Here is a 25,449-nt window from a genome sequence, read left to right on the forward strand (position 1 = left end):
GACGCCTACGAGCTGGCCCAAGCAATCGTCCAACACCTCGCCGGGTGGCGCGCGAAGGAAGTGATCTCGCATTGGCCCGATGGCCGCCGAGCGCGCGATCGGGCGCTGCTCTGGCGCAGGGCGGACGGAGGGGAGATTTGGACTTTGCGTTGGGGGGTATCAGCGCGCGGGGCGCGTACGATTTCACACGCGTTGGCCGCAGTACCAGGATGGACGGAGCTTTCACCCGCGGGACGATTATTCGATAACCTGCAGTTCGACACGCGCGCCCTCTGCGATCGCTGCGGATCTCGAGCGCCGCCTGCTCGTCTGGTACGATCAGGTGCTTCCGCGGGCGCAAGAGGCGATTCGCACGAGCAACGCTTCGGCGCAAGAGGCGATGCGTGCGGCGCGCCGGCTCGCGCACGCCGCACGGGCTAACGCCCCGAGCAGTGAGCGTCGAGGCAACGGCGATTACATCGAACTTCGCGGCCGGCTCCCCGGCGTCGATCGAGTGCGCATTTCTCCGGCGTACGACGAGAACCCGCTCCGCGTCCGGCTCGAGCTCGACGACCTCTCCGCAGAAGCGGCGCTCGATCTGCTGGCTCGCGTTCGCGCCCTCAAGGTGGACGTGCCTCTGTGCGGGACGGGGCGTCGCTGCCCGCGCCGATAGCGCGGGGCGCATACGGCTGTGCCGCGATTGGCGCGTTTTGTTTCTTCGCAGGCGGACCGCGATTGGCGCGAGTTGGTGTTGCGCGTGACGTAAGCAGGGAGCATGACGCTCGAAGAACTCGAACTCGATCTTGCATTCGCACCATCAGACGACGTCCACGCTCTCATCGAGCTCGTACAAGCTAGGCTGGGTGCCGTGCGGGTGTGGCAAGCGCGCCGAGAACTGAGAGTGACATCGATTCGCCTCGAAGGAATCATCCGAGTCGCCATGGCGATGGGTGAGGTCATTCAGGTCGGAACCTTGCAAAAGCGGCGACTACTCCCTGCCACGGAAGGGCCACTGATCACGCGCCCGCTGAAAGCGCTACTCGCGGACAAGGTGTTCGCGCGGTTCGTCCGCCGCGTTCTCATGAGCCCGAAAGGGGTCAGCAGGGGGACGATTCACAGGGCTCTCGGTGTCTCAGTAGAGGATTTCATGGTCGCGCGCCACACGGCCATTGCGGCGGGCATGATTGCGAAGAGTGGCACCAAGCTCCGTCCCATGTACGGTCCGCGCGAGCCGGACTTCAAGATCGATCGATACGCGTTGCGCCGGCACGTGCGATTCCAAGTCGAGTGCATCCTGTATCGGTACCCGCGAGAGTCGGAGGACCGTCACCGGCCCTGAGCCCAACACGCTCGGTCACGAGCCGAGCTCAACGTAAATATTCCCATGATATCGTTTACTTACCGGATGGATTTGACACTGATCGTGCGTTCAGTCATTTCCATTGGATGCTCGCACGATGCTACTGCCTCCGACCCCTGTACGAGCTTGCGCGCCGGGTCGAAAAAGTGGGGTACGGGTTCGCGATTGATCTGAAGCTTCGCGTCCTCGATACGGAGATTGGGCTTCCCATGCCGCGACCGGCGGACGCGCGATGACGTCGAGCGTCGCCATGGACATCGCGGTCCACGCGCTGCGCCGGTTCGCGGGCTCGCTCGAATACATCGCGCGGCGCGCGTGGCGCGTGGAAGTAGCGACAAATTCTCGCGGCGAGCTCGCGATCATGGTGTTGTTGCCGCCCGAGCGGCCCGGGGAATTTGATGCCCATCGACGAGCGAACACCCGACAACTTGTGCCCCAAGGGCAGTTTCCTGCGCCGGTCTCCCAGATCGCCGATCAACTCGCGCGCGTTGTCGCCAATCGAGGGCTGCGCGGCCGGTTGGACGTCTACTGGCGCGAAGTGGGTTCGCGCGACGTGTGGACCTATGAGCTCTCGGTCGTCGCGCCCGATGCGATCGAGCAGCGGAAGCTCAAGAATCGTCGATAGGAATGAGAGAGAGGAACATAGGATCATGGCGCTATTCTTGTCGGGACTTGGCCCCCTTTCGCGCGACACGGCGAGCCGCGTTCGGTCGCTCGCCGAACGCCACAACGTGCGCTTTATTTGCGACGATGACGATGCCACGAGATTCCGGTTCGAGGCGGACGACGAGACCACCGCGCGGACCTTCACCATCGCGCTGCGCCGGAACGTGGAGCTCTATCTGCTGCTCCAAGAGGAAGCGGATCTCTTCGAGGAAACGATTGAATGATGGGTTCCTGGGCTGGCTGGCGGCGCCTGCCCGATGGCCGATTCGGTTTCGTGGTGTGGTTCCACGATGGCCCATGCATGCCGTACCTCGCGCTCGATCTCACGGAGGCTGCGGCCGTCGAGGAGGAGGATATCTATCTCGACACGCTCCTCGCGGAGGGGCTTTGTCGATCGGGGTCGGCCGCGCTGCAAGAGGCCGTGGCGCGGGCGGCAAGCTACATCGGCAAGCTTCCCTTGGACGAGCCAGGATTTCTCACCTACGTGGGCGCCGCCGATCTCGCGAAACCGATGTCCCGCCGGTGACGCCCGGCGCCCCGGGGCTCGGATGGCTTCCAACGCCGGTTTCAGCGCGCTGCTCATCGTCCGCACGACGTGAAACGTTGTGTCCTTTGAGCAGAATGACAAATACATAGAACCCCACAACGGCCGACACCGGCAGGTCGACGTACCCATCATGAGGCTGTCGACCACTTCGCGAACCATCGACGTCATTGTTCGTCCGCTCGAAAGAGCGGCTCGCGGGCCTGATGGCCGACCGCCAAAGGCGGATCCGAGCGGCGGTACTATTCGCATCGTGGGTTTCGCGGAACAGCGGGACCTTGCTCTGGCAGCATCCTCGGCGTTGCTCTACTGGGTCATCACCCCATTCTCTCGTGACGATGGCATCGACTTTCATGTACTCCGCGACCATCTTGGGAAGGGTGCTCGTGTCGGGATGGGGGTCCTTGTCGGGGCTCGCCCCGGAACAGGCGCAGGCCTCCTGGTGCCCATCGCAACCGGCTTTGCGTTTCATGCTCTTGGCGGCGGCCCATTTGCTCCCTTCGAACGACTTTTCTCTGTCCGCGCAATGACCATGATCGTGGACAACTGGGTGGACGAAATTGCGCCAAACGGCTCGCTTCCTGCCCGAGCACTGCGCCGTAAGGCTGGCGCCACCATCCCATGGGGCGCGATTCCGAGCGGCTCGGAGCACATCTCTCCGCGCGTTTCCCAAACGCTATCCTCCGCTTTCGTGTCGTTCCGAACGCCCCTGTAGACGCGCGCCTTCAAGCGACGCGGGACGGCAGCGCGCCTCGTTCTACTCGAGGGCGCCGTTCGCCCGACCGCAACGAGCGCCGAGAGCAGGGCTCGAACCTGCGTCCAGTCGGTCCAAGAGCCGACCGCTCTACCACTGAGCTATCTCGACGAAACGAATGTACGCGATTCATGGCACCCGCGCCACCGCAGCTACGCGTCCTCGCCGCCGGGGCTTCCGGTCGCACCCAGCGCGAAGCCATGCGCATCGCGCTCGACGGAAACGACCCCGGCCACGGGAGCTGCCACCCTACCCGAAAACCACGACGCGCGTCGAAGGGTCGCAGCGAGGATGGGGCTGTCGACGGCAACCCCGTGAACCAATTCGGGCGTCGGTCGGAAGGGAACGGGCTTCGCCGGCGGCTTCGGCCCGGTCCATCCAGCCGGGTCGACCCCGCACTTGCGGCAGGCCATTTCGACCATCTTTCGCGTGCACGGCGCCCTGCCCGCCAGCACGTCCCAAGGCAACGGCAGCTCCGCCCAGACCCTCGTATCGGGATGCACGTCGCCGCCCGACGCGCGATGCCAGGCAGCAACGTCAGCTGCCATGAACCGCAGTACCTTTCCCGGACACATGTCGTCGAGAAGACGCGACATACCCATTGAGTGCAGCAACGAGATCCAGTGCTCGCGCGCCTTATTCCAGGCCCCGGCGGTTTGATTCCAGGTTGAGGAATCGTTCCCGCGGCGGACGACAAGGGTAGCTCGGTCGACGGTGCTGGTTCGCCACGTCTCCTCAAGCAGGTCGGCGACGTCGCGCAAGATCGCGAACCACGATCCGAGTAGTCGCCCTTTCATTTCCTCGGAGAGATGCTCGAGAACACGCGGGTCCGGGTAGACGTGAGCCATAGCCCACCAATTTGCGGTCGGCGATGCGGCGGCGATCCGATACAGGACCGCGCTCACCTCATCGAACGCACGCTCTTGAGCCGTGTTCGTGAATAGGCTTCTCACGCTCATTCGCGACGCGAGATATGCGACGAAACATGCCGTCGGTAGGTCGCGCGCGAGATCCTCGCGGGCCAGCTTGGTCGCCAGCGCACTCTTGCTGTACCGCGTGAAGTCGTACTTGCGTTGGTTTCGGACCATGCGGCCGATCTTCGCCTCGAGCCGTTTCAGAAATCGCCAGCGCTTGTTGTACTGGCGTTTTTTCGCGATCTCCGTGGGGAGACCGGCATCGCGGCGGGCACCTCGATTGAGCCGATCCGCGCGAAAGTCGCTTCGCCCCACCGCGTAGGCCAATTGGGCGGCGACACTCCGAAGAAGGTTCTCGACCTTCTGCGGCTGCAGGCATTCCGCAGCCGAGAGCGGCGCCGGCACCGAAAACAACTCCTCGGCCTTCTTGACCTGTCGCTGAGCGCCGACCGGCCGAAGGAAATCTGCGGCCATGGCCGAGAACCCCCAGGAGTTGCGCCGTATGGAGTTCCTCGCCGCCTTCTCGAGCGTAGCCTTGTCCGACCGGGAAAGGTGCTCTTCGAGCACGGCCAATACCAGTTCCGCGACATCTTCCGGGCGCGGACGCGTCTGGATGCAGTCATAGAGAGCTTGAAGCGTTTCATCTGGCTTCGACGGTGCGCTGTTTTGAGCGCCTGTTCCCGGTGCAATCGTCATGGTTTCCGCATGAAGGGTAGGGTCGTCCTGCGCCCGGCGCCACGGGAAGCCGCTGTCGAATTCGCGTGGGCGCTCCCGCCCCCCAGTTGCGGCATGGTGAGCACGCTGAACGCGCGGCCGGGCGCCCCGCCGAGGGGAGGCGCGCCCCACCACGTATTACGCCTTCGTCGGCGGATGCGCTCGCGAGCATGCGGCGTAGGCGAAGGCGATTCCGACGACCATCGCAGGTCGCAGCGACGGCGATTACCGTTGTCGCGACAGCAGGTGCAAGCCCTTGCCGTTGGTCTGCGAACCTGGAGCATGACCTCCGGCGAGAATCGCGAGCGCAACTTCGAACGCTGAGCCGGGGAGAGTCGCCCGCGGCGCATTCGAAGTCGGTCTGACCAGCGCATCGAGCCGAACGAGGGTGACGGTCTTGTCGGAGACTCCAACCTCGATTTCCTCGGATCCGCTCACGGAACCGAGACTCGCAGGCAGTTTGATCAACCCCTTCTCAAGTTTTTTCAGGAGGATCGTATGACTCTTTCCGTCCCACCAGACAGCCTTGGCGCGATCGCGTGCCGGATGCACGCATACGAAGAGCGCTCCCGGGCTGCGCGAGATTTGCTCGCGCATTGCCGCTGGCAGCTCTCCAATCGAGGAGGTCATGCGAACGGGAAACGTTGCGATGTACACATCCGTTTTGTCGGACGAAATCAATTGAGTTGCCATGGGTGCCAGTTTGCAGGGGGATGGGGCCAGGTTTCGGCGTTTTGTGCAGGGTCATGGGGCCAGCCACAAAGCAGGATGATGGGGCCACCCGCACGGGGGACGTGACGGAGTTTTTTGCAGGGTCATGGGGCCAGCCTTTTGGGGAATTAAGCAGGGGGAAGGGGCCAGCCCGGGATGATAGCGATCGGGACGTGAGACAGCCTTGTTCCGACGACGGCGCGGGTCGCCGTCGGAAGGAGGCCCATGACCTACCGAGAGCTGATCATGATGGACGTGAAAGAGATGCTTCGGCGCCGCGCGGCGAAGCAGAGTGCGCGCGAGATCGCACGTGAGACGGGAATCGATCGAAAGACGGTGGCACGCTACTTCGCCGCGGCGGCGACGTTGCCATTGCCAACGGACCGAGAAGCGACGGACGACGAGATCCACGAGGTCGCGCAGCGTGTGCAAGCGCGGCCCGTGGTGGATGCGAGCACGCAGTGGAAGCGGGTGGAAGCGCACCGAATCCGTATCGAGTATTGGCTCGGGCAGAAACGCCCGCTTCGCCTCCGGAAGATCCACACACTCCTTCGGCGCGATCACGGGCTCGACGTAAGTTACGACACGCTTCGGCGATTCGTTCGCAAGGAGCTTGGATGGCGCGTCAAAAAGACCACGGTGCGCCTGGCCGATACTGCGCCGGGAGAGGTCGCGCAGGTGGACTTCGGCCTGATGGGGATGCTCGCAGATGCCGATGGCCGAATGCGACGCTTGTACGCGCTGATCATCACGCTGGCCTTCAGCCGCTATCAGTTCGTGTGGCCTTCGTTCGAGCAGTCCACGGAGGCCGTGTGCGCAGGACTGGACGCGGCGTGGCGATTTTTCGGAGCCATGGCCCGCGTGGTGTTGCCCGACAATATGAAGGCGATGGTGCAAGAGGCGGACGAGCTTGCGCCAACTCTCGTGCCTTCGTTTCTCGACTACGTGCAAACGCGCGGGCTGTTCGTCGACACCGCGCGCGTGCAGTCGCCCAAGGACAAGGCGCGGGTCGAAAACCAAGTGCCGTATGTTCGCGAAAGTTGGTTCGACGGTGAATCGTTCTGCGGGCTCGAGGATGCTCGCCTCGCGGCGGAGCGCTGGTGCCGCGACGTCGCGGGCGCGCGCGTGCACGGCACGACGTGCGAGGTGCCGCGCGAAGTGTTCGAAGAGAAGGAGCGGCCGGCCATGAAGCCCGCGCCGACGAGTCCTTTCGACGTGCCGCATTGGACCGATGCCAAGGTTCATCCCGATCATCACATCCAAGTGCTTCGCTCCCTCTACAGCGTGCCGACGCGTTGGGTCGGCAAGGTGGTGCGCGTCCGCGCCGATCGCAAGACGGTGAAGGTCTACGCCGGCACGGAGATGGTGAAGATGCACGGGCGCGTTGCGCCCGGAAAGCGCTCCACCGATCCGAGCGACTACCCGGTGGGCAAAGGCACCATCGCTACGCGCGATATTGCATCGCTCGTCGCGACGGCCAAGAAGTCAGGAGAGCACATTGGGATCTACGCAGAGCGCCTCTTGGCAGTGCCATTGCCCTGGACGCGGATGCGATTGGTCTACGGCCTCTTGCGTCTGTGCCGGAAGTACGGAGATGGCCGTGTCGAAGCGGTCTGCCAGAGTGCACTCGCATTCGACGTCGTCGACGTTCGGCGCATCACTCGAATGCTCGAGCAGGCACAGAAGCCGATGCTGCCGTCGAGCGACGGCGACCGTAAGGTGATCCGACTCGAGCCTCCGCGCTTCGCGCGCAGCATCGAGCACTTCGCGACGCGCGGCGCGATCAAAGGCAGCAAGGATGGTGCAAAATGACTGCGCCGATCGATCCCGAGCTGATTGCCGTGCTCAAACGTCTTCGGCTTGGAAGAATCGCACTCACGCTTCCGGAGCGGCTCGTACTCGCCGAAAAGCAATCGATGTCCCACGAGGAGCTTCTTCTGCTAGTCCTCACCGACGAGATCGCGCGCAGGGAGGCGAGTGCGACGGACAATCGCGTGCGCGCCGCGGAGCTCCATCCCGACATGCGTCTCGAGCTCTGGGACAAGACCGCAAAGGTCTCCTTCGACAAGCGGCTGCTCGCGACGCTGACGAGTCTGCGCTTCTTGGAAGAGCACCAGCACGTAGTGATTCTCGGGTCCGTTGGCGTGGGGAAGACATTCCTCTCGAATGCGCTCGGACACATCGCGTGCAAGCATGGCTACGGCGTGCGCTTCCTGCGTGCCGACGCGATGCTGAAGCTCCTGAAACAGAGTCGGCTCGACAACTCACGTGACGCGGAGATGGCCGCACTCACCTCCGTCGATTTATTGATTCTGGATGATTTTGCATTGGACGCGATGAGCAAAGAGGAGAGCAAAGACGTCTATCAACTCTTCCTCGAGCGCACGGGCCGTGCGTCGATGATCGTGACATCGAATCGCGACACGGCCGAATGGCTCGCGATGTTCGACGACGTCTTGCTCGCGCAGAGCGCTGTCGATCGTTTCAAGAATGCGGCTTACGATTTCGTCGTCGAAGGCGAATCGTATCGACCGCGCCTGAAACCGCAGCTCGATCCCGACACGAAGGAGCTCGTGTCTCCGCGCAATAAGCCTCCGGTGAATCCTCGCAGTCGACGTCGACGCTAAACACGATGGCCCCGGCGAGGATGTTCTCGTCGGGGCTCGCCTTCGGCACCGGTGACGAGGCTCGTCGTCGCCGCTCATGCCAAACGGCGCGGTCACGCGCGCCTCGGGGCGATCAGAACTTCATTCCAAGACGCGAGGATCGGGCCCCCGAACTGACACCCGTGTGGCCCCATCCCCCTGCGTAAAAGATCCACGTCGTCGGTCGCTACGCGACCGACTCCGGAACCCCTCGACACGCTCCGCGGTCTCGGGCATCGTCAACCCGATCGCTGTGTCTCTCCCCCGGCCCCATGTCCCTGCAACGAGGTGGCCCCATCCCCCTGCAAACTGGCACATGGGGGCTCCTTTGTTGCAATGCGTGCGCCGAGACGAGGCGCGCGAACACGCGCGTCGCCGGGCGCTGGCGGTGTCTAGGGATCAAGCGAATCGTCAAAAAAATGGACAGAAAACTGTGGATAGCTCAAGAATTCGCGCCGCCATTCGCGGCGAGTATTTCGACAGCGTTATGCGCGTCCTTCGGCGGCCCAGGTCTCACGCGATAGCTCGCCGCCAGGGCCGCGAGAACGGATTGTGACGGTGCCCGAGCGCGGTTATGCCCATGGATCGTCCAATGAACCACGATCCAATCGTATTCGATCGCGTCTTCCCACATCAACTCGACATCGAAGTCAATACGGTCTTCAAATTCACGATCGAGCGCGCTTAGGCGGCCGAAGAAATGCGCGTATCCTGCTTTGGGTTCCACGGCCAAGGTGATGTACGCCGGCTCACGATCGTGCCCCGAGCACGAGCACATCGTGGTAACAAGGTCCGAATCAGCACGTAGGGCTTCCACAAGCGGCAGGATCTCCGGGTCTATCCGCCCAGCAATGCGACTGGGTGGCTTGCGCGTCGGCTGCGGCGTCGCCTCCTGAACCATCTCACTATTGATCATGAGTTCCTCTCCCTTCCTTCATTGATGTATGACCGCAGGGGGGCCAGGCGCGCGCGTCTGCCCGCGCCTCGCGCACCCCGACTGTTGTTCTTCCGAACCAAATAGTCGTCGACGCCGACTCTTCGGCCCGATGCGCCGCTCAGCACGCCGGGTCACCCAGCGGTCGCGCGACGGGGCGGCCACCTGCACCCGGCCGTCCGCCATTCGACACTTTAGCTCGTCACCGAATGCGCGTCAGTCGGAGCGCAGGCCCAGCGCATTTCCGCTTGGCGTTGCGGGCAGCGACAATGAACCTTCCGTTTGCAGTGTGGCAATGAATCTCGCGAAATCTTGCGCGAGGCTTCTTTCGGCCTCGCCCGCCTCCAGGCGGCCGGCAAACGCTTCGAGCGTTGCCATGGCGTACTGCTCGCGGTCTTGCACCGGAGAGATTTTCGGCTCGGAAGCCATGATGCGCGCAAGGTCCTTTGCGAGGGCGCGCAGGGCGGGCGCCGTTCGGGGCGAATATCGAGTGCTCGTTCGCAGGTCCATTTGCATCTCGTCGAGTAGCCGGAAGAAGCTCGACTCGTTGCGAGCTCGCCCCTCGGCCAAGTCGCGCGACGTGTAGGCAACACGAGGCATGGGCGCTGACGTTTCGACGGTGGTACGCGGTGAAGTATCAGGGACGGAGGACCACTGCGCGAAGGCGCGCGCGAGCTCTTCCTTCTCCGCGGTGAACATGTCAAACACTTCCACCCGATTCATTTCGACGGCATCGACCGCGGCTTCCTCTTCGTGCAGCTCCTCGCCGTCCTCGCTCTCGTCAAAGAGCTCTGGATCGAGCGACGCGAGTAGTTCCACGACCTCTCGGCTACCTTCGCGATTGGCGGCGTCCGTTTCTGCCTTCAGCCGCCGGACCAGATCAACCTCTTCGTAGCTGTGCTGCCGGCTCGCGTAGGCGAACACGCCGTTGATCTCGTCGTCCAGCAGAATCCGATTCGCGCCGTCGCTCAGGGGCAACGTCACGGGACCGGGTGGACGGGGGACAACGTGTTCGAGACGTGCAAGGCGCCGCGGGCTCGCGTCGCGCAGTACCCAGCGATGGATGGCCCAGTTGAGGCCCGGCACGACAAATCCCAGGATGTGATCCATGCAGTAATGATGAATACGACGCACGAGATCGTCGGCATTCCCAGCGTAGTTCTGGATCCCGTAGTAGGGGAGGCTGCGAAACTCCGTCATGTCGAACTGCGCATGGGGGGAGACGGTCTTCTCGATGGCTGCGCCGTAGATGACGGCGGCCGCGATTACAACTCCAGGTGTCACCTGCACACGAAACGTCTTATTTATTCGATCCATCCAGACGGCGCTGGTCTCTTCCTTCCACTCGACGGCGGGGTCTTCCCTGATTAGGCCGTCGTCGTCGACCGCAGCATTCTGCACGAAATACGCGAGCGCGGCATCGACATCGCCCAGCTTACTCCGCAGCAGCGTGCGTGATTCGCGCGCCCGACCCGGTTTCAGCGTGACCCCCATTCCCTCATCATAAAGAGCCGGAAGCCGCGCCATGGTGATCGCCAAGCGAAGCTCCAGTTCCGAGGCTCTTTTGAGGTCGCCCCAATCAGCAAAATCGTGCTCGCGCGCCGTCACGAATTGAGCCCTCATTAGGCCAAACGTGGCCGCGAGCTCGTTGTCCGTTTGCTCCGCGGCGGCAGTGTCGGCGCGGCGCACGCGCTCACATGCCTCCGCATCTCGCGCGCGGACGGCTGCGTGAAGGCTCTTCGCGAGGCCCTTAACGTGATCAATCGGCTTCTTGCCAGCGGCGGTCATGGTCCATACCCTTTCGAGTCAAAGCCGTTGCTGATGTGAAATTGTCCGCGAGTAGCAACGACGATCGAAGGGCAGCACACACGACCCCGTCAACGGTTCGGTTTGGACCACACGGCCTTTGCGCGGACGGCAGGTGCAACCGATCGCACCCGGGGAGGAAGATAGACCTGGCGGCGATGGACGCAAGGGGCGTGGAAAAAAAAAGGCGTGCCTCTACCGAGCGACACCTGCGCTTCGCTCGAATGTCAAATCAACCTCGTCGCAGGCGGGGCGGTCCTTGTGATGAGATGATGACATGGGAGCAACGAAGAAGCGCGCCTCTCGAAAGGCGGAGGGGATCGATCCAGCGGCGGGAGCGATGCGAATGGAGATATCGGTACCCGCGGAAGTCATGCCGTGGCCCGATTTCTCGCCAATCCCTCGGGAACGCAATGAGGCGATGGAGTTCGCGTTCGACCTCCAGGGGCGCATATCCGAACTGAGTGACAAGGTGGCCGCGTTGGGACTCGGCAGTGGCGGCAACTTCGGGCTCTCCGGTGGCAACGCGGGTATGGAAGCCATGTCGTCGGCGCTCTTCCTCGCGTGGCGGACATTGGGCGCCGTCGGCACCTGGCTCAAGTACGGCGATGAATGGCCGCGCGATCGCGAGGAGCTCGTACGCGCGGCCCATATTCTTCGCGGGGGGACGCGCGCCGGCGGCAAGGATAGCAACGGTCACGACCTCAAGATGGCTATCGCCATGGGTCGCCAAGCCCTTGGCAAGGCCATCGGTGTTGGCTGTCCGAAAGAGCCGGCAGCGGAGGTCATCACCTTCCTGCGGGGAGCTTACTCGGACCTGTTCGGCACCATATTTTCGAGCCGTCCCCCGGATCAGGTGATCCGCGCAGCCTTGGAGAAAGCTTCGACACGCCTCGCGCGCACCTTCCCCAGTCGCGACGCCTATTACGCGGCGTTCGACAAGGCCGGCGAGCACGTCGCGCGGGATGTGATCTTCGCGGCTTGGCGAGCCGCCAAGCTCAGACCCAGAGATACGAGAGTCTTTAGGTTTCCCATGGGTGACGAGGAAACTCCCGAAAGTTTGCTCAAGAGATTCCAGAATCGTCGTGCACGACCTTCCCCGTCACTATGAAGAAAGGGGCCCGATTCTCGTGGCATTACCAGAAACATGTCCACGAGGAAAAAGGTTCAAGCCCGAAGGATACGAGCGAACGTTGCCGCGAGCACGAGCGAGCGAGCTCCGCTCCAAGGTCAGACCACCCCTACAGCTCGGCGCGCACGTCGTCGGTGGGTCGCTGCCATGGTTCTCGTGGCCGGATGGTCGTCTTCGGTATCCTGCGAGCTGCATTGCAACCCATCGACGCCTTCGAAGACCGACCGCGCCCTGAGTCTTCACATCGAATTACTCAAGTAGGTCGCCGGCAGTCTTCGCTTCAGTGCGCAGAAAGTGCCTCGCACGATCCGGAGACATTCGACAGCCTACACGGATACCTATTTCGAAACGCCTTGCGGAATCGCTTTGCATGTTCCGTCAGCGCGAGGCGATTTTCGTTGCAGTTCGTTGTACTCCTCGAGCGTGGCGTCACGGTAGTATGCCGTGCCGTACCAGCCGCTCTCGAGTCCAAAGTGCCCCATGTCCTCCGCGTCGTCGCTGCGGAGATACGTCGCGGGGTGGAAGCCCACGAGAACGACGGCGAGTCGCGCTTTCCCATGTCGAAGCCATGTTGCCGTCCCAATCGGTTCGTCCGGACCTCGATTGCGCTGCGAGGCCTTGTAATCAGCGCTGTACTCGCCGCGCTCGCCGCGGAGGTCAGAGTCCGCCGCTGCCTTGCGCTGCGCAGCGTAATCCTCCCGGAGCTGGGCGAGGCGGCCGAATGTCATCGGCTGTTCTCGCCCGCGCCATTCGCGCGATTGGTACCGCTTCGTGACTTGAACCGCGGAAGCGTCGGCCCAGAACACTTTCGAGCCGTCGGAGAACGCCAACTTGGCGGCCGGTCCGCGCTTCGTGTCGCCCTCCCACACAAGAAGATATTCCTTCCCCTTGTATCGCGCGCGACCGAGCACCTTTGAATCGTCGTTGAGACGCTCGGCAGGACGCTCGCTCTGCGCTTGCGCCGCACCATTGGCGGCCTGCACGCCGGCGCTTGCGAATCGCCGCGCAACATCCTCCTTGCTGACCCACCACTGCCCACGCTCTCCGCGCTCTCGGTCAAAGTGCCCACCAGCAGCGCTGATTTGCGACCGAATCGGGTAGGTGTCGCCGACCAGATAGTATCGCCTGCCCACTTTCTCTATCGTGATCATGCTCTCACCCTCCAAGTCACGGTGAGCAGCGCCTCCAGACTCTTGGGTCGGCTCGTTTCCGGGCTTCGTATCGATTCCATAGTCCCTCGCTCGGCAAACGCCGACGCTCGTGATGCGCAGCATTGCCATCACTTGGGCCAGCATTCATACATCCAACGAGGCCGCCGTTTTTAGCGGCGGAAAACCCACCCCGACGGGAAGGGCAAAATAAGCCTACCTCCGGGACCCGCCGCCGCGCAAGTCGCGTCGCGAAGGCTGGAGAAACGATGGGCCGGGTGCCAGCCGGCGCGCAGCAGCGTGGTGCGCTTCTCCTAAAAACACTGAAGCTCACCGAACGGACGCGCGGCTTCGGTCACAAGCTCCCCCGCGACGAATGCGCGTGCCTTCGCCATCTGCTCGAAGAGACCAAGGTTATCGTGCCTGTTGCGATCGAAGATCGCCTTATCCATCCGGTATGGGAAGCCGTACTCGTACTCGTCGCCCGCGAGGAGAACCCTGCGAGCGCCGGCGTTCGCCGTGTTCCCGACCCTCGTGCGGAAGAGCCAGGTCGTTCCTTTCGACCTCGCCTCGACCTTCGTGCCGATGACGGTGCCGGGCTCCTGCACCACCAGCCCTGGGACCTCGACCTCGATGTACCAATCGTCGACCCGCTTCGTGCCAATGTTCTTCAGCACGACGACGAGTGCGTAGCGGTGAAGCTCACCCATAATGAGCGTCTTCTTGTAATCGAGCGTGAGCTCGACACGGGGCCGCCCCGACGCGGCCCCGATCAGCGCAGGCTTGCCAATCTGCTCCCTGGCCTCGTGCTCCGCTAGCGCCTTCCACGCCCTCAGCAGAGAAGCCGGAAATCGCGCGGGGTCACTGTCAATCAGCGCGCCGCAGTTCGAGCAAAGCCAGATGCCATTATGGATCGAGCGCCGCTCGGCCGCTGTCTGAGCGCTGTCGTATCGCGCCCCGCCTGCCGCCGCAGCGTGGATGTGGCAGGCCTTGCCGACATTCGCGGCCTTATCGTCGGTCTCATGCGCGGACTTTGTCGGCGCCCGGCACTTGGGATTCGAGCAGTGCAAGTTCACTCGCTCACCCAGCTTACGGATCGTGTCGGAGGAGAAGTCGTCACGCATCGCAAAGAGTTTACACCGCTGACCCGAGACCGGAGCAGCGCGTCGGTGAGCGCATGTCCGACGGAGGTCACGTCCACGTCCACGCATGCGCGGCCACCAAGCAGGCAACCGCGGCGGCGTGCACCGACGCAAGGCTCCGCGCCCGGCCATAAGCGCAAGAGCCGAGGCGCGCGATGGAAAAAGTTGCCCACCCGTCCTCCCCCCTCTCCAGCTCATCCGACGTCGTTTACAGATCACTGCTGCAGACCGACTGCTTCCCGTTCGCGTACGCTTCCACTTCAGCGCAGCGCGGGGTGAACATGGACCGAATCACGAAGGGTATCGTCGACGAGTTCCGAGAGAGTCAGTCGTTACAAAAGCTTCCTGACGATAAGGCGTTCGAACGCCTTTGCAACCATTGCATCGTCAGTCGAGAAATCGAGGAGTTCAACGTTGAAGACGTGTCTACCGGCGGCGGCGGCGACGGGGGCATCGATGGACTTGCTATTATAGTAAACAACGCAATCATCACAACCATCGATGAAATCGAGGACGCAGCGGCGCGCAGTAAGTATTTGGATGTGACGTTTATATTTGTTCAAGCAAAAACAAGTGACCGCTTCAGTGCCAGTGATGTCGGTACCTTTGCCTTTGGTGTAAAAGACTTCTTTAGCGAGACACCAAAGCTCATACACAATGACTTCATCACGCGTGCGCACAAGGTCCAGATGGCAGTCTTCGGCCGCGGAAGCCTCTTCAGCCGTGGGAAGCCGCATTGCAAACTATTCTACGTCACGACCGGGAAGTGGCTCAACGATGCGAACGTATCCGCTCGCCTTCAACAAGGAAAAGCCGACCTCGAACAGCTGCAACTATTCAAGACCGTGGAAGTGTCGGCCCTCGGAGCAGATGAACTCCACGGCCTCTATCAGCGAACGAAGCACCATTTTAGCGTAGAGTTTACATTCCAAAACCGCGTAGTTCTCCCGGAAATCGCGGACGTCTCCCAGGCGCACATTGGAGTGCTTCCCGCCAAAGAATTCCTGCGCCTGATTGTCGACGAGGGAGGCGCCCTTCGCAGGTCCTTGTTTTACGACAACGTTCGCGACTATCAAGGCAATACCAATATTGTCAACGAGCAGATTGCCCTTACGCTCGACTCCAAGTCTGAGCGGGGAAGATTTCACGTCCTAAACAACGGAGTAACAGTAGTTAGCAAGTCGTTGCGAAACATCGGCGGTCACAAATTTGTCATAGAAGACTATCAAATTGTCAACGGCTGCCAGACGAGTCATGTCGTCTATGCAATGTGCGCCGGTAACGAGCTGGCAGCGGACGCGGTCCACGTTCCGGTGAAAATCATCGAAACTACCAACGATTCGATTACCACTGCTATTATTAAGGCGACAAACAGCCAAACTGAAGTGCGGCGCGAACAACTTGAAGCGTTGTCGGGCTTTCAAAAGAAGTTAGAGGCGTTCTTTGAAACGTTCAAGGGCGACCAACGCCTATTTTACGAACGTCGATTAGGGCAATATGGCGCTGATTCGTCGGTAAGAAAAGTGCGTGTCATAACGATGCTGCAGCTTGTAAAAGCGTTCGGCTCAATGTTTCTCGATGAACCGCATCGGGTTACTCGCTCTCCGTCCGCCGTTATCGACAAGTTGGGTAAAGATATATTCTCGCCAGATCACCATCCGCTTCCGTACTATGTAAGCGCCTTCGCTCATTACAAGATTGAGTCGCTATTTCGAAACCAAGTACTTGAGCCTCGATACAAGTCGGCACGCTACCACATACTCATGGCAGTAAGACACATGGCCGCGAAAGTGGAGATGCCCTACCTCAACTCCAAGAAAATGGAGAGCTACTGCGGGCCCATTCTGAACGTCCTTTGGGACGAGGAGTCCGCCGTCGACACCTTCGTGAAGGCGGCGCGGAAAGTCGATCGATTGTCCGGCGGCGATCTGGACAATGATGAATTGCGAACGCAACCATTCGTGGTGAAGCTGCTGGATCGTCTCGGGACATAATGATGTCCGTTGACCATGACGTAGACGATGGCAGCGACTCGTCTTTGCGTTATTAGGCGTACATTCACCCACCAATTTGTTAGCCCGAACGATTTGTCGGCGCGCGTCGCCCAGCGTCAGCCGATCCGTAGCCCCTCCTTAATAGGGCGAGCACGCACGCGCAGAGAACCTCCCCCCGACTCTGCGCGTGCGGGCAACCCCTATTAGCCGGCGCTTCGGGCCGACTCAGCCATTACTTTTGGCGGAGTCAGGAATGACACGTCATTCCTCTGTGCGCCAAGGGAGCGCACATTGGCAAAGCTTCGACATTCGTATCGACCCAAGGGGTCGGTCACCGCGGACGCGCGGGCGTTGGCAGCACGCCAGCGCCAAACCCGTGTCGTCGAACTTCGGATTCAGGGAAAGACGTACGACGAAATCGCAAAGGAACTCGGGTACGCGAGTCACACCGGCGCGATAAACGCATTTGCCAGCGCCCTCGCTGCCGTCCCGGCGGAGGATGTCGCCCACTTGCGGCACATCGAGGGCGACCGACTCGACGCGATCGTCAAAGCCCACCTGCCAAAGGCGATGGCGGGCGACGTGGACTCCGCATACGTGTGCATTGAAATATCGAAACAGCGCTCTCGACTTTTCGGACTCGACACGCCGAAGGTCGCGCCAGTCGCGAATCCGGACGGCGGTCCCTCCGCGAGCTCCTCGCAGGACGCCATTCTCGATCGTCTAGCCCGCCTCGCAGCGGTTGCGCGGGCGACGGTGGTGCTCGAATGACGGCGCCGTTCTTCCAGTCGCCGGATCGATCGCGCGCTCACGTTCTTTTCGTCTATCGAAATTTCGCGGCCATCGAAAATCCGAATTGCCAGTCGCACGTCGGGCTCGGTGTCAACGTTCTTCACTCGATTCGCGTCCTGCGGCGGCATGGCGTCGACGCCTACGGGCGCGGCGTGTGGACGGTGGAACACGTCCGTGCCGCGCTGGCAGCATATCCGCAGACGACGCACCTGGTGTGCGAGGCGCCGTGGATCGAGGCGCCAGATGTGGCACGTCTTATAAGTGAGTATCCGGACGTGCACTTTCTGATTCGCTCTCATAGCCAAATTGGATTTCTGCAAGTGGAGGCCGGCGCAATTCATACCATCCGCGACTTGATGCTTTTGCAGGATGGTGCGTTAAACCTCTCTGTTGCGAGCAACAGCAAGCGTTTGAAGCATTATCTCGAACGCACTTACAACGGGGGCTGCGTATTCTTGCCCAATCTCTACGACATCGAGAGAGTCCATCGCAAGCGTGACCTGTCGCACACCCGCGGCCTTGTAAGGATCGGAAGTTTTGGCGCTATTCGTATATTGAAAAATCATTCGTCGGCAGCTGCCGCAGCGATGTTGATTGCCAAGTCACGCGGCGTTGATCTCGAATTTCACATTTCCGTCAATCGCGAAGAGGGCGGCAATGGAGTGGTTGACGCTTTGCGTGCGATGTTTAAAGACGTTCCATGGGCCAGATTGATCGAGTCGCCTTGGCAAGACTGGGCAAAATTTCGTCGACTAGTCGCTTATATGGACTTGAACCTTCAGGCGTCTCTCACCGAAACATTCAATATTGTGAGCGCCGATTCGACCGCCGAGGGCGTGCCATGTGTTGTGACGCCAATGATAGAATGGGCGCCGCGGTATTGGCAAGTTGATCCGGACGATATTGAGCAAATGGCACGTGTGGGCAATCAGCTCCTATCCTCGATCGACGGGGCGGAAGACGGGCTTGAGGCATTGACCTGCTACGTCCGCGACGCTGTCCGGCGCTGGCTTGCCTATCTGGACGGTGCGCCGAGTGCATTCAAGATCGACGTTTGAATGACGTATACGGAGACGGGATGTCATATATTTGGATTCTCACTCTCATGACGCTGTTGCAGCCTACCGCCGCATGGTCGTCTACCTATGAGAGCACGGCGAGTGCGATCGCCTACGTCGTCGATACCGAGCCGGCCCTCTTTTCGGGCGACACCGACAAGAGCGAAACGGCGGCACTCCTCGTTGCGGTGTCTTGGTACGAGAGCCGGTTCAACCCCCGCGCTCTGGGTGACGGAGGCCGCTCTTGGGGGCTATTTCAAATGCGCGGCGGCGGACCACGCTACTTCGACCCTGTCATCGCTGCCCGCGGTGCACTCCGTGCCATGCGAACGTCTCTCGACGCTTGCAGCGACCAGCTGCCTGCCGATCGCCTTGCGGCGTACGCGAGCGGCTCGTGCGCGCGGGGACGTCGGGAGTCGCGCGCCCGCATGCAGCTCGCTTCAAAACTCGTCATGGCTTCGAGTCTGACTTGGTGATGCTTTCGGTCGGCCCATGCGTGTGCTGACCCCCTCGGCGGCGGGCCGCGAATGCAGACGCAGATCGCCTCGCTCGTCTCCCTCTCACCGGAACAGCGAGCCGAGGTCATTCGGTCGCTCACACCCGAGGAGAGCGAGCAACTCTATTATTGCTGGCGCGCCTGGGCGCGACCGAGCCAGCTCGCACCGCCCGGTGACTGGTCGACATGGTGCATTCTCGCGGGGCGCGGCTGGGGCAAGACTCGCGTCGGCGCCGAATGGGTCAGGGAGCAGGTCGAAGCCGATGGCCCCCGGTCGGAGCTACGAATTGCGCTCGTCGCACGGAGTGCCGCGGATGTACGCGATACGATGCTGCAGGGAGAGAGCGGGCTACTCGCGATCTGCCCACCATGGAATCGCCCGAGGTACATCCCGAGTAAGAGGCTCGTCCTATGGCCGTCGGGCGCGAGGGCTCATTGCTACAGCGCCGAGGAACCCAGTCTTCTCCGTGGTCCGCAATTTCATCTCGCATGGGCCGATGAACTTGCCGCTTGGCGGTACCAGGAGACCTGGGACCAGCTTCAATTCGGTCTTCGACTTCGCCATCGTTCCGGCCGCGAGCCGCGCGTCGTGGTCACCACGACGCCCCGCCCGACTCGTCTTATTCGCGATCTGGTGGCCGATCCACACACCGTCGTCACCGGCGGAAGCACGTTTGAGAATCAGGCCAACCTTGCATCGAATTTCTTTCGGCAGATTATATCGAAATATGCAGGGACGAGGCTTGGCCGCCAGGAGCTCTCTGCTGAGATACTCGGAGACAACCCTGGTGCGCTATGGCAGCGCGAAGTCCTCGACGCCCTGCGGGTCCGTCACGTCATCGGTAGCGACGGGCAGCTCACGCTTCCTCGGCCGGAGCTGGGGCGGATCGTCGTCGGGGTCGACCCCGCCGTCACCCATCGTCCGGACGAAGATGTTCCGTCGGATGGCAAGAAGGCGCGCCGCCGGCGCAGTAACGAGACTGGGATCGTCGTCGCCGGCTTGGGGGCGAGCGACCACCATGGTTACGTCCTCGAAGACCTGTCGGGAAGGTTCTCGCCTGCAGATTGGGCATCGCGAGTTGCCGAGGCGTACCACCGATGGGGGGCAGATGCCGTCGTCGCTGAAGTCAATCAGGGCGGTGATTTGGTCGTCTCGAACTTACGCGGCGTCGATGCGGCGATAAACGTCATTCAGGTCCGCGCTACCCGCAACAAACACGTGAGGGCCGAGCCGGTCAGCGCTTTGTACGAACAGCGGCGCGTGCATCACGTCGGTTCGCTCGCGCTACTGGAAGACCAAATGACGAGCTGGGACCCGGACGACACGTCCGAGGAGTCGCCAGACCGCGTCGACGCGTTGGTGTGGGCGATGACCGAGCTCATTGTCAAGTATGGTGAGCCCACAGACACGAAAGCAAGTCCACTTATCCTGACGGACTTTGAAATGGTGGGGGTTCTCGGCTGATCACGCGTGGCGAAACGAAAGACACGGGTATCTGGCGGACTACCTCCCTCCGTCGACGCAGCGCCGCTCGCGCCGTGGCCCCTCATCGACCGATATCCGAGTGTCCTTGGATCGCAGATCTCGCTTCAGACCGTATCTGCGACGCTCCGGTTGTGCCAAACGGGATATCGTCAACAATACGTCGATTTGCTCGGGGAGTTGCTCGAGCGCGAGCCACATGGATATGCCGTCCTGTCCCAACGCATCCTCAACGTTGCCGGCGGCCGGCTCGAAATCGCCCCGGCGAAATGCGCCCCGGGCAGCACCGACGAACGTCGCGCTCAGGAGCTCGCCGACGAAGTGGCAGCGGATATCCACGCGATTCCCGACCTTCGGCAATCCCTGGCGGCCCTGCTGTGGGCAATCTACTACGGGGTTTGCGGAGCGGAGATCGCCTGGACACGGGACGAGAGTCGATGGAAGCCCCAGCGCCTCCACTTTGTGCACTCCCGCAGAATCGCTTATCCGGACCCAGCGACTTGGCGCGTCCACATTTGGGACCAGGGCCTCGTGCGGGGTTGGGAACAGCCTATTGATGCCCCGACGCAGGGAATCTATGGCCTTCCAGTCGATGAGTTTCCAGGGAAGTTCGTAATTCATGCGCCACAATTGAGAGGCGAGTACCCGACACGGGACGGCCTCGGTAGAGAGCTGATTTGGTGGTTCGTTTTGAAGAGCATTGGCGCGCGCGGGGCGGCCGAGTACCTCGAGCGGTTCGGCAAACCGTGGGCGATCGGATATGCCAGTACGCAACCCGATGGAAAACCGAGAGCCGCGAATGACGACGACATGCGCGCTGCGAATGCCGCGCTGGCGGCACTCGGCGTGGGCTCGCTCGCAGGCGCCGTCCTGCCGAATTCGGTGCAAGTCCACCTGATGGGCCCGGCCTTCTCCTCGGGCCGGATTGGTATGTCGCACGAGCATTGGCTTGCGATATGCAATTCCGAAATTAGCAAGTGCGTTCGAGGCCAGACGTTTACGACCGAAAGCACGAACTATGGCTCCCGCTCGACGGCTGATGTCGGGCAGTCAGGGGAGCTTCGGCTGGCCGCATATGATGCCGATTGCATCGCGGAGACACTGCGGCGCGACCTGATCACGCCGATGATGCGATTGAACCACCCCGACGAAGTCCGACTTTGCCCGCGCATCATCGTGCATGTGGAGGACGAGCCCGACCCTGCGCAGCGACTCGAGCTGGCCGTGAAAGGGGCGCAAGCGAATCTCCCAATCGACGCTGACGCGATGGCCGATGAAGTCGGCCTGCCGCTGGTTGCGAAACCGGAGGGCGAGGAAAGCAAGCCACGCCGCATGGTGCCGCTGTCCGCCATGAAGCCGGCGGACGCCCTCGTTATGAGCGAGCCGCAGCTCCTTCGCGTGCGGCTCCCGTCCGAACAGGATAACGACGAGCAGGAGCGCGGAGCGCCGCGCGGCGAGGGAGACGGCGAAGGCACCGAGCAGGGGCAGGGGGGGCATCCGCGGAGGCCCGACGGAACTTGGGCGAACGCGGTCGCAGACTCCTAGACCTCGGCGTGAGCGACGTCCACATCGACCGCCCTCTCGCGGGTGTGCAGCGCCACAAGCCGAAGGAAGCTCCCATGGCAGAAATATCAGCAGAGCGACGAAACGCGCTGCCGTCTTCGGCATTTGCGTGGCCTGAAAAGCGCAAATTTCCCATCCATGACAAAGCCCACGCGGATAATGCCTTGGCTCGTTTGGAGCAGCAGAAAGGCCGCATGCCTCCAGCAACGTATGCTCGCGTGAAAGCGCGCATTCGCGCGGCGCAACGCCGATTCGGCGAGACACCGAAATCCAAGCAGCGTGGAATGCGGCTCCATGGGCACCTCGGCCCAGGCTCGGAGCTGCACGTGCGGCATCTGGCCGACGTCATCCACTCGTTCAGTGAGCTGGAGCTTAAGGAAGTCCCCGATGAAGCGGGCCCTGTCTGGATCCAGGTCGCGCGCACCGGCTCGTTCAGGGGGCACCACGCCGGGCCCTTCGAGCTGAATGAAAAAGTCTTCAGCGAGATCATCCGGAATTTCAAAGAGGCCAAACAGCCCATTCCAATCGACTTCGAACACGCCTCCGAGTCCGACCCGACGTCGGGTGAAATACCCACGAAGGGGGCTCCGGCGCAAGGTTGGATTCACGACCTTCGAATCGAAAACGGCAATCTATACGGGCTTGTCGAGTGGGGGGAGCTCGCAAAGCAGTACATCCGCGCAGGCCAGTATCGGTACTTTTCGCCGGCAATTCGATTTAATTCCCGTGACCGCATCAGCGGAGAACCGATTGGCGCGCGCATGACGACGGGCGCCCTAACCAATCTGCCGTATCTGCCGCATATGCAACGGCTTGTGGCACGCGACGATGAGGTAGGCGCCGTGCTCGCGACCTACGCGTACTCCAGCGCCGAGACGATGCCGGTGGTGCGCGCGGCACTTCGGCTGCCCGAGCTTGCAACCGCCGCCGAGTGCGCGGACGCCCTTGGGCGTCTCCGCGAACTGCACGAAATTGGCGGCGGTGCCGATGTTCAGGGCGTCGCGGTGCGGTCGTACATCACGGCCATTCGGGACGCGCTGCACGCGCCGCTCTCCTCCACGGTCGAAGACGTGTTTCAGGCGCTCGCCGAGATGATTGGTGCGGCGATGGACGAGGCGTGCGCAGGCGACGAAGCCAGCGACGTCGAGCTCGACGATGACGTGGGCGACGGGGATGATGACGGCGTCGCGATGACGTCGATGGAGACCGACATGAATGAACAACAGCGGGTGACGGAGCTCGAGGCGGATGTGGCCCGCGCGAATGCATCCCTTGCCGAAGAACGGGCGGCCCGCGATGCCGCGGAGACCGAACTTAAGGCGTTGCGCGCGTGGAGACAGGAGCACGAGACCGCAGCCGAGAAAATGGCCGCGGACGTGAAGGAACTCCGCGAGTGGCGCGCGGCCCGCGAGGAGCGAGACACTCGCGATGAGGTCGAGGTGGCGTTCTCGACGTACAAGGACAGCAAGCGGCTCGTTGAATCGGACAAGGCCGATATGTTGGCCATGTGCAAGGCGGTGCCGGATTCCTTCCGCCGAATGTACCCTCCTGTGCCCCCGGATCAGCGCCACCTGCTGCGACAGATCGTCACTCCGCGCGGCGGTCCGCCCGCGACAACGTTCGAGGCTCCGACGGAGCGCCCCACGGTCGTCCAACTTGCCGAGCGGCTCCGGGCGCAGAATCCGAAATTGTCTGAGGAAGAGTCGTACATCGCGGCGGAAAAGCAGCTCCGCCAGCACGCATCGCGCTGAGATTTGAAATCGACGCGCGGACTGTATGCGCGCGCAGTGGAGACGCTCCCAAATGGCTATTACGTCACAGATTGGCGGATTTCCCGTCGAGGGCGGAGACTTGCCCTTCCGGAACTACGGCACCAACGACATCGCGAGCAACATCGCGGTCCTAATCGATGCTAACCCGGCGAACATCATGGGCGTCACCGTCCCGCAGACGGATGCGCCTGTCACTCGCGGCATCGGCATCACCCTGGAACGGATCCCTGCCGGTAAAACGGGACGCGTCCGGTGCATCGGCGCCGCGGTCGCGACTGCGTCCGCTGCGATCACCGCGGGCGATCCCGTGCAGATCGATTCGGCCGTGTTTCAGGAGGGGCATGTCAAATTGGCGGCGGCGGGCGCACCGAAGATCGGCATTGCGCTCACCACTGCGGGCGCCCTCGACGCTGTTTGCGTGCTGCTGACGCACGCACCGTAATCGTAAAACTTCAAAACATCCACTCAAGAATGGCGCACGCGCAGGGAGGTCGTGGGGCGTCGGCGGCGAGGACCACCTCTGTCCGCCGGAAAGTGCACCATGTTCCAGGACCCCGGGGTCCAAGTACGGGACGTCGAGACTGGCGAGCTCACGACCCTCAACCTCTCTTCGAATTCGATGCGCCTTCCCGATGGGCGCCTGGTCACGATGGATCTGGGCGTCGCGGACGTGCATCTCGACGCTGCACTGGCCAACGTTGCCTTTGGGTATCGTCTCGCGCAGGGCATTGCCGACGAAGCGGCCCCGGTCGTTCCCTCGGCGAAAGCGTCCGACCGGTATTTCGTGTGGGACAAGGACGATGCCCTGCAGCCGGTGAACAATCTGCAGGTTGCCCCGTCGGGTGCCGTGTCGGAGGTGAGCCCGCGCCTGTCGAATGCTCCATTCTCCACGATGCCGTATGCCCTTCAGTCGGCGATTTCGACCGAGACGGAGGCAAACGCGGACTCGCCGTTGCGCCCTCGCATTCAGGCGATGCGTCGCCTGATGAACGCGTTGCTGATCGGGCGCGAAGTTCGCGTCGCGACCATGCTACGGAATCCGGCCAATTACGGCGATCCATTCAAATCGATACTGGGCGCAACCGCAAAATGGAACGGCGGTGCGACGTCAAATCCGGTGCAGGACCTCTACACCAGGATCGAAGACGCACTGATGCCCATCACCGATATCGTGATGAGTGAGCGCACGTGGCACGATTTCGTGCAGAACAGCGCCGTCCAGAAGTACATTGCGTCGAAAATCAACGTTCCAGGCACGCCGACCCCGGACCAGATGGTCGGCGACCTCGCCCTACTCGGCTTGCCCCCTATCCGTGTCGCGGCAATGAAGTACAAGGACGTTGGGGGCGGCTATTCCTATGTCTGGGGCGACGATGTCGTTCTTCTGCACCGCCCCGCGAATCTGCCGAGCGATGGCCAAGACATTGCCACCGCCTATACGTACCGATGGACCGGCGTCCCCGCGCCCGAGGGAACCATGCAAGGTGGGTTCTTCGTGAGGTCCTACTTCGACAATAAGCGGGGTCCCAGGGGAAGTACGGTCATTGTCGTCGGGCACAACGATGCCGAGGTGTTCACCAGCGACGCCGTCAGCGGATTGATTCAGGGAGCGCACCAATGAGCACGGAGTACCTCGTGAAGCGCGGGTCGGTCACCGTCGCGCAACAGGGGGCAGACGGGCGATGGACGGAGCGTGCGACGGTCCGCACCGGTGAAACCTGCGCCGTTCACCCCGACGAGGCAGCGCAGCTCGTGAAGCTCGGTGTGATCGAACTGGTCTCGCCTGAAAAGCCGGTCGACGGAAAGGGCAAGAAAGCCCAGGGCGAAGAGCCCCGGAAATAG

General features: G+C 62.1%; 25 protein-coding genes and 1 tRNA gene. 19 read left to right on the forward strand and 7 right to left on the reverse strand.

The features are described from left to right. The first annotated feature begins 79 nt into the window (after positions 1–79). The 6 genes from LZC95_07880 to LZC95_07905 all read left to right on the forward strand — a co-directional run bounded on the left by LZC95_07880 (position 80) and on the right by LZC95_07905 (position 3,079). Entirely contained in the window at positions 80–652 is a 573-nt protein-coding gene (locus LZC95_07880) for a hypothetical protein (protein WXA96754.1), read from the forward strand. Positions 653–880: 228 nt separating this feature from the next. Then, the gene (locus LZC95_07885) at positions 881–1,318 is read left to right on the forward strand and encodes a hypothetical protein (GenBank protein ID WXA96755.1); all 438 of its coding nucleotides are present in this window, start codon (positions 881–883) and stop codon (positions 1,316–1,318) included. A gap of 253 nt (positions 1,319–1,571) precedes the next feature. Continuing rightward, positions 1,572–1,964, forward strand: a complete 393-nt coding sequence (locus LZC95_07890; GenBank protein ID WXA96756.1) for a hypothetical protein — start codon at positions 1,572–1,574, stop codon at positions 1,962–1,964. A gap of 25 nt (positions 1,965–1,989) precedes the next feature. Beyond that, the gene (locus tag LZC95_07895; protein ID WXA96757.1) at positions 1,990–2,229 is read left to right on the forward strand and encodes a hypothetical protein; all 240 of its coding nucleotides are present in this window, start codon (positions 1,990–1,992) and stop codon (positions 2,227–2,229) included. Continuing rightward, positions 2,226–2,531 carry a hypothetical protein gene (locus LZC95_07900; protein ID WXA96758.1) on the forward strand — a complete coding sequence of 102 codons (306 nt, stop codon included), beginning with the start codon at positions 2,226–2,228 and terminating at the stop codon, positions 2,529–2,531. Before LZC95_07895 ends, LZC95_07900 begins: the two co-directional genes overlap by 4 nt. 356 nt (positions 2,532–2,887) lie before the next feature. Continuing rightward, positions 2,888–3,079: a hypothetical protein gene (locus LZC95_07905; protein WXA96759.1), complete on the forward strand. Its 192-nt coding sequence runs from the start codon at positions 2,888–2,890 to the stop codon at positions 3,077–3,079. A 262-nt stretch (positions 3,080–3,341) separates the two neighbouring features. On the opposite strand, the gene LZC95_07910 is transcribed toward LZC95_07905, so the two are convergent. From LZC95_07910 to tnpB, 3 genes are all read right to left on the reverse strand, one after another. Next, positions 3,342–3,414 (reverse strand) — tRNA-Lys (locus LZC95_07910). Between the two features lie 41 nt (positions 3,415–3,455). After that, complete coding sequence (locus tag LZC95_07915; GenBank protein WXA96760.1) at positions 3,456–4,913, reverse strand: hypothetical protein; 1,458 nt, start codon at positions 4,911–4,913, stop codon at positions 3,456–3,458. A 243-nt stretch (positions 4,914–5,156) separates the two neighbouring features. After that, positions 5,157–5,624 (reverse strand): IS66 family insertion sequence element accessory protein TnpB, encoded by a 468-nt coding sequence (tnpB, locus tag LZC95_07920; GenBank protein ID WXA96761.1) that lies wholly within the window; start codon positions 5,622–5,624, stop codon positions 5,157–5,159. Between the two features lie 264 nt (positions 5,625–5,888). On the opposite strand from tnpB, the gene istA reads away from it, so the two are divergent. Next, entirely contained in the window at positions 5,889–7,454 is a 1,566-nt protein-coding gene (gene istA / locus LZC95_07925) for an IS21 family transposase (GenBank protein WXA96762.1), read from the forward strand. Further along, on the forward strand, positions 7,451–8,269 hold the full coding sequence (locus tag LZC95_07930) for an ATP-binding protein (GenBank protein ID WXA96763.1): 819 nt from the start codon (positions 7,451–7,453) through the stop codon (positions 8,267–8,269). Before istA ends, LZC95_07930 begins: the two co-directional genes overlap by 4 nt. Positions 8,270–8,729: 460 nt before the next feature. On the opposite strand, the gene LZC95_07935 is transcribed toward LZC95_07930, so the two are convergent. Together LZC95_07935 and LZC95_07940 are read right to left on the reverse strand one after the other, a co-directional pair. Continuing rightward, positions 8,730–9,203 carry a hypothetical protein gene (locus tag LZC95_07935; protein ID WXA96764.1) on the reverse strand — a complete coding sequence of 158 codons (474 nt, stop codon included), beginning with the start codon at positions 9,201–9,203 and terminating at the stop codon, positions 8,730–8,732. A 234-nt stretch (positions 9,204–9,437) separates the two neighbouring features. After that, on the reverse strand, positions 9,438–10,829 hold the full coding sequence (locus LZC95_07940) for a hypothetical protein (protein WXA96765.1): 1,392 nt from the start codon (positions 10,827–10,829) through the stop codon (positions 9,438–9,440). Between the two features lie 571 nt (positions 10,830–11,400). Here LZC95_07940 and LZC95_07945 point away from each other — a divergent pair. Further along, the gene (locus LZC95_07945) at positions 11,401–12,138 is read left to right on the forward strand and encodes a hypothetical protein (protein WXA96766.1); all 738 of its coding nucleotides are present in this window, start codon (positions 11,401–11,403) and stop codon (positions 12,136–12,138) included. 359 nt (positions 12,139–12,497) lie between these two features. Here the strand turns inward: LZC95_07945 and LZC95_07950 are convergent, their stop codons facing one another. Beyond that, positions 12,498–13,310, reverse strand: a complete 813-nt coding sequence (locus LZC95_07950) for a hypothetical protein (protein WXA96767.1) — start codon at positions 13,308–13,310, stop codon at positions 12,498–12,500. A gap of 311 nt (positions 13,311–13,621) precedes the next feature. Then, positions 13,622–14,431 (reverse strand): hypothetical protein, encoded by an 810-nt coding sequence (locus LZC95_07955; GenBank protein ID WXA96768.1) that lies wholly within the window; start codon positions 14,429–14,431, stop codon positions 13,622–13,624. A 173-nt stretch (positions 14,432–14,604) separates the two neighbouring features. On the opposite strand from LZC95_07955, the gene LZC95_07960 reads away from it, so the two are divergent. The 10 genes from LZC95_07960 (at position 14,605) to LZC95_08005 (ending at position 25,449) form a co-directional block, all read left to right on the forward strand. After that, complete coding sequence (locus tag LZC95_07960) at positions 14,605–16,443, forward strand: AIPR family protein (protein ID WXA96769.1); 1,839 nt, start codon at positions 14,605–14,607, stop codon at positions 16,441–16,443. Between the two features lie 291 nt (positions 16,444–16,734). After that, complete coding sequence (locus tag LZC95_07965) at positions 16,735–17,214, forward strand: hypothetical protein (GenBank protein ID WXA96770.1); 480 nt, start codon at positions 16,735–16,737, stop codon at positions 17,212–17,214. Further along, positions 17,211–18,293: a hypothetical protein gene (locus LZC95_07970; GenBank protein WXA96771.1), complete on the forward strand. Its 1,083-nt coding sequence runs from the start codon at positions 17,211–17,213 to the stop codon at positions 18,291–18,293. Before LZC95_07965 ends, LZC95_07970 begins: the two co-directional genes overlap by 4 nt. 47 nt (positions 18,294–18,340) lie before the next feature. Then, on the forward strand, positions 18,341–18,769 hold the full coding sequence (locus LZC95_07975) for a hypothetical protein (protein WXA96772.1): 429 nt from the start codon (positions 18,341–18,343) through the stop codon (positions 18,767–18,769). A 51-nt stretch (positions 18,770–18,820) separates the two neighbouring features. Further along, on the forward strand, positions 18,821–20,254 hold the full coding sequence (locus tag LZC95_07980; GenBank protein WXA96773.1) for a terminase family protein: 1,434 nt from the start codon (positions 18,821–18,823) through the stop codon (positions 20,252–20,254). Between the two features lie 6 nt (positions 20,255–20,260). Continuing rightward, entirely contained in the window at positions 20,261–21,817 is a 1,557-nt protein-coding gene (locus LZC95_07985) for a DUF935 domain-containing protein (GenBank protein ID WXA96774.1), read from the forward strand. A gap of 236 nt (positions 21,818–22,053) precedes the next feature. Then, on the forward strand, positions 22,054–23,586 hold the full coding sequence (locus LZC95_07990; protein ID WXA96775.1) for a phage protease: 1,533 nt from the start codon (positions 22,054–22,056) through the stop codon (positions 23,584–23,586). Between the two features lie 52 nt (positions 23,587–23,638). After that, the gene (locus LZC95_07995) at positions 23,639–24,049 is read left to right on the forward strand and encodes a DUF2190 family protein (GenBank protein WXA96776.1); all 411 of its coding nucleotides are present in this window, start codon (positions 23,639–23,641) and stop codon (positions 24,047–24,049) included. A gap of 99 nt (positions 24,050–24,148) precedes the next feature. Continuing rightward, complete coding sequence (locus LZC95_08000) at positions 24,149–25,228, forward strand: major capsid protein (GenBank protein WXA96777.1); 1,080 nt, start codon at positions 24,149–24,151, stop codon at positions 25,226–25,228. Beyond that, entirely contained in the window at positions 25,225–25,449 is a 225-nt protein-coding gene (locus LZC95_08005; GenBank protein WXA96778.1) for a hypothetical protein, read from the forward strand. Before LZC95_08000 ends, LZC95_08005 begins: the two co-directional genes overlap by 4 nt.

This window comes from Sorangiineae bacterium MSr12523 (assembly GCA_037157775.1).
Classification (GTDB): Bacteria; Myxococcota_A; Polyangia; order Polyangiales; family Polyangiaceae; genus Pendulispora; species Pendulispora brunnea.

What these genes read in the sequence shown, in the direction of transcription:
- LZC95_07880 (WXA96754.1), top strand. Translation starts at nt 80, where the DNA reads ATGGCCGCCGAGCGCGCGATCGGGCGCTGCTCTGGCGCAGGGCGGACG.
- LZC95_07930 (WXA96763.1), top strand. Translation starts at nt 7,451, where the DNA reads ATGACTGCGCCGATCGATCCCGAGCTGATTGCCGTGCTCAAACGTCTT.
- LZC95_07970 (WXA96771.1), top strand. Translation starts at nt 17,211, where the DNA reads ATGACGGCGCCGTTCTTCCAGTCGCCGGATCGATCGCGCGCTCACGTT.
- LZC95_07960 (WXA96769.1), top strand. Translation starts at nt 14,605, where the DNA reads ATGGAAAAAGTTGCCCACCCGTCCTCCCCCCTCTCCAGCTCATCCGAC.
- LZC95_07935 (WXA96764.1), bottom strand. Translation starts at nt 9,203, where the DNA reads ATGATCAATAGTGAGATGGTTCAGGAGGCGACGCCGCAGCCGACGCGC.
- tnpB (WXA96761.1), bottom strand. Translation starts at nt 5,624, where the DNA reads ATGGCAACTCAATTGATTTCGTCCGACAAAACGGATGTGTACATCGCA.
- LZC95_07890 (WXA96756.1), top strand. Translation starts at nt 1,572, where the DNA reads ATGACGTCGAGCGTCGCCATGGACATCGCGGTCCACGCGCTGCGCCGG.
- LZC95_08000 (WXA96777.1), top strand. Translation starts at nt 24,149, where the DNA reads ATGTTCCAGGACCCCGGGGTCCAAGTACGGGACGTCGAGACTGGCGAG.
- LZC95_07915 (WXA96760.1), bottom strand. Translation starts at nt 4,913, where the DNA reads ATGACGATTGCACCGGGAACAGGCGCTCAAAACAGCGCACCGTCGAAG.
- LZC95_08005 (WXA96778.1), top strand. Translation starts at nt 25,225, where the DNA reads ATGAGCACGGAGTACCTCGTGAAGCGCGGGTCGGTCACCGTCGCGCAA.
- LZC95_07975 (WXA96772.1), top strand. Translation starts at nt 18,341, where the DNA reads ATGACGCTGTTGCAGCCTACCGCCGCATGGTCGTCTACCTATGAGAGC.
- LZC95_07995 (WXA96776.1), top strand. Translation starts at nt 23,639, where the DNA reads ATGGCTATTACGTCACAGATTGGCGGATTTCCCGTCGAGGGCGGAGAC.
- LZC95_07895 (WXA96757.1), top strand. Translation starts at nt 1,990, where the DNA reads ATGGCGCTATTCTTGTCGGGACTTGGCCCCCTTTCGCGCGACACGGCG.
- LZC95_07955 (WXA96768.1), bottom strand. Translation starts at nt 14,431, where the DNA reads ATGCGTGACGACTTCTCCTCCGACACGATCCGTAAGCTGGGTGAGCGA.
- LZC95_07950 (WXA96767.1), bottom strand. Translation starts at nt 13,310, where the DNA reads ATGATCACGATAGAGAAAGTGGGCAGGCGATACTATCTGGTCGGCGAC.
- LZC95_07900 (WXA96758.1), top strand. Translation starts at nt 2,226, where the DNA reads ATGATGGGTTCCTGGGCTGGCTGGCGGCGCCTGCCCGATGGCCGATTC.
- istA (WXA96762.1), top strand. Translation starts at nt 5,889, where the DNA reads ATGATGGACGTGAAAGAGATGCTTCGGCGCCGCGCGGCGAAGCAGAGT.
- LZC95_07980 (WXA96773.1), top strand. Translation starts at nt 18,821, where the DNA reads ATGCAGACGCAGATCGCCTCGCTCGTCTCCCTCTCACCGGAACAGCGA.
- LZC95_07945 (WXA96766.1), top strand. Translation starts at nt 11,401, where the DNA reads ATGCCGTGGCCCGATTTCTCGCCAATCCCTCGGGAACGCAATGAGGCG.
- LZC95_07905 (WXA96759.1), top strand. Translation starts at nt 2,888, where the DNA reads ATGGCATCGACTTTCATGTACTCCGCGACCATCTTGGGAAGGGTGCTC.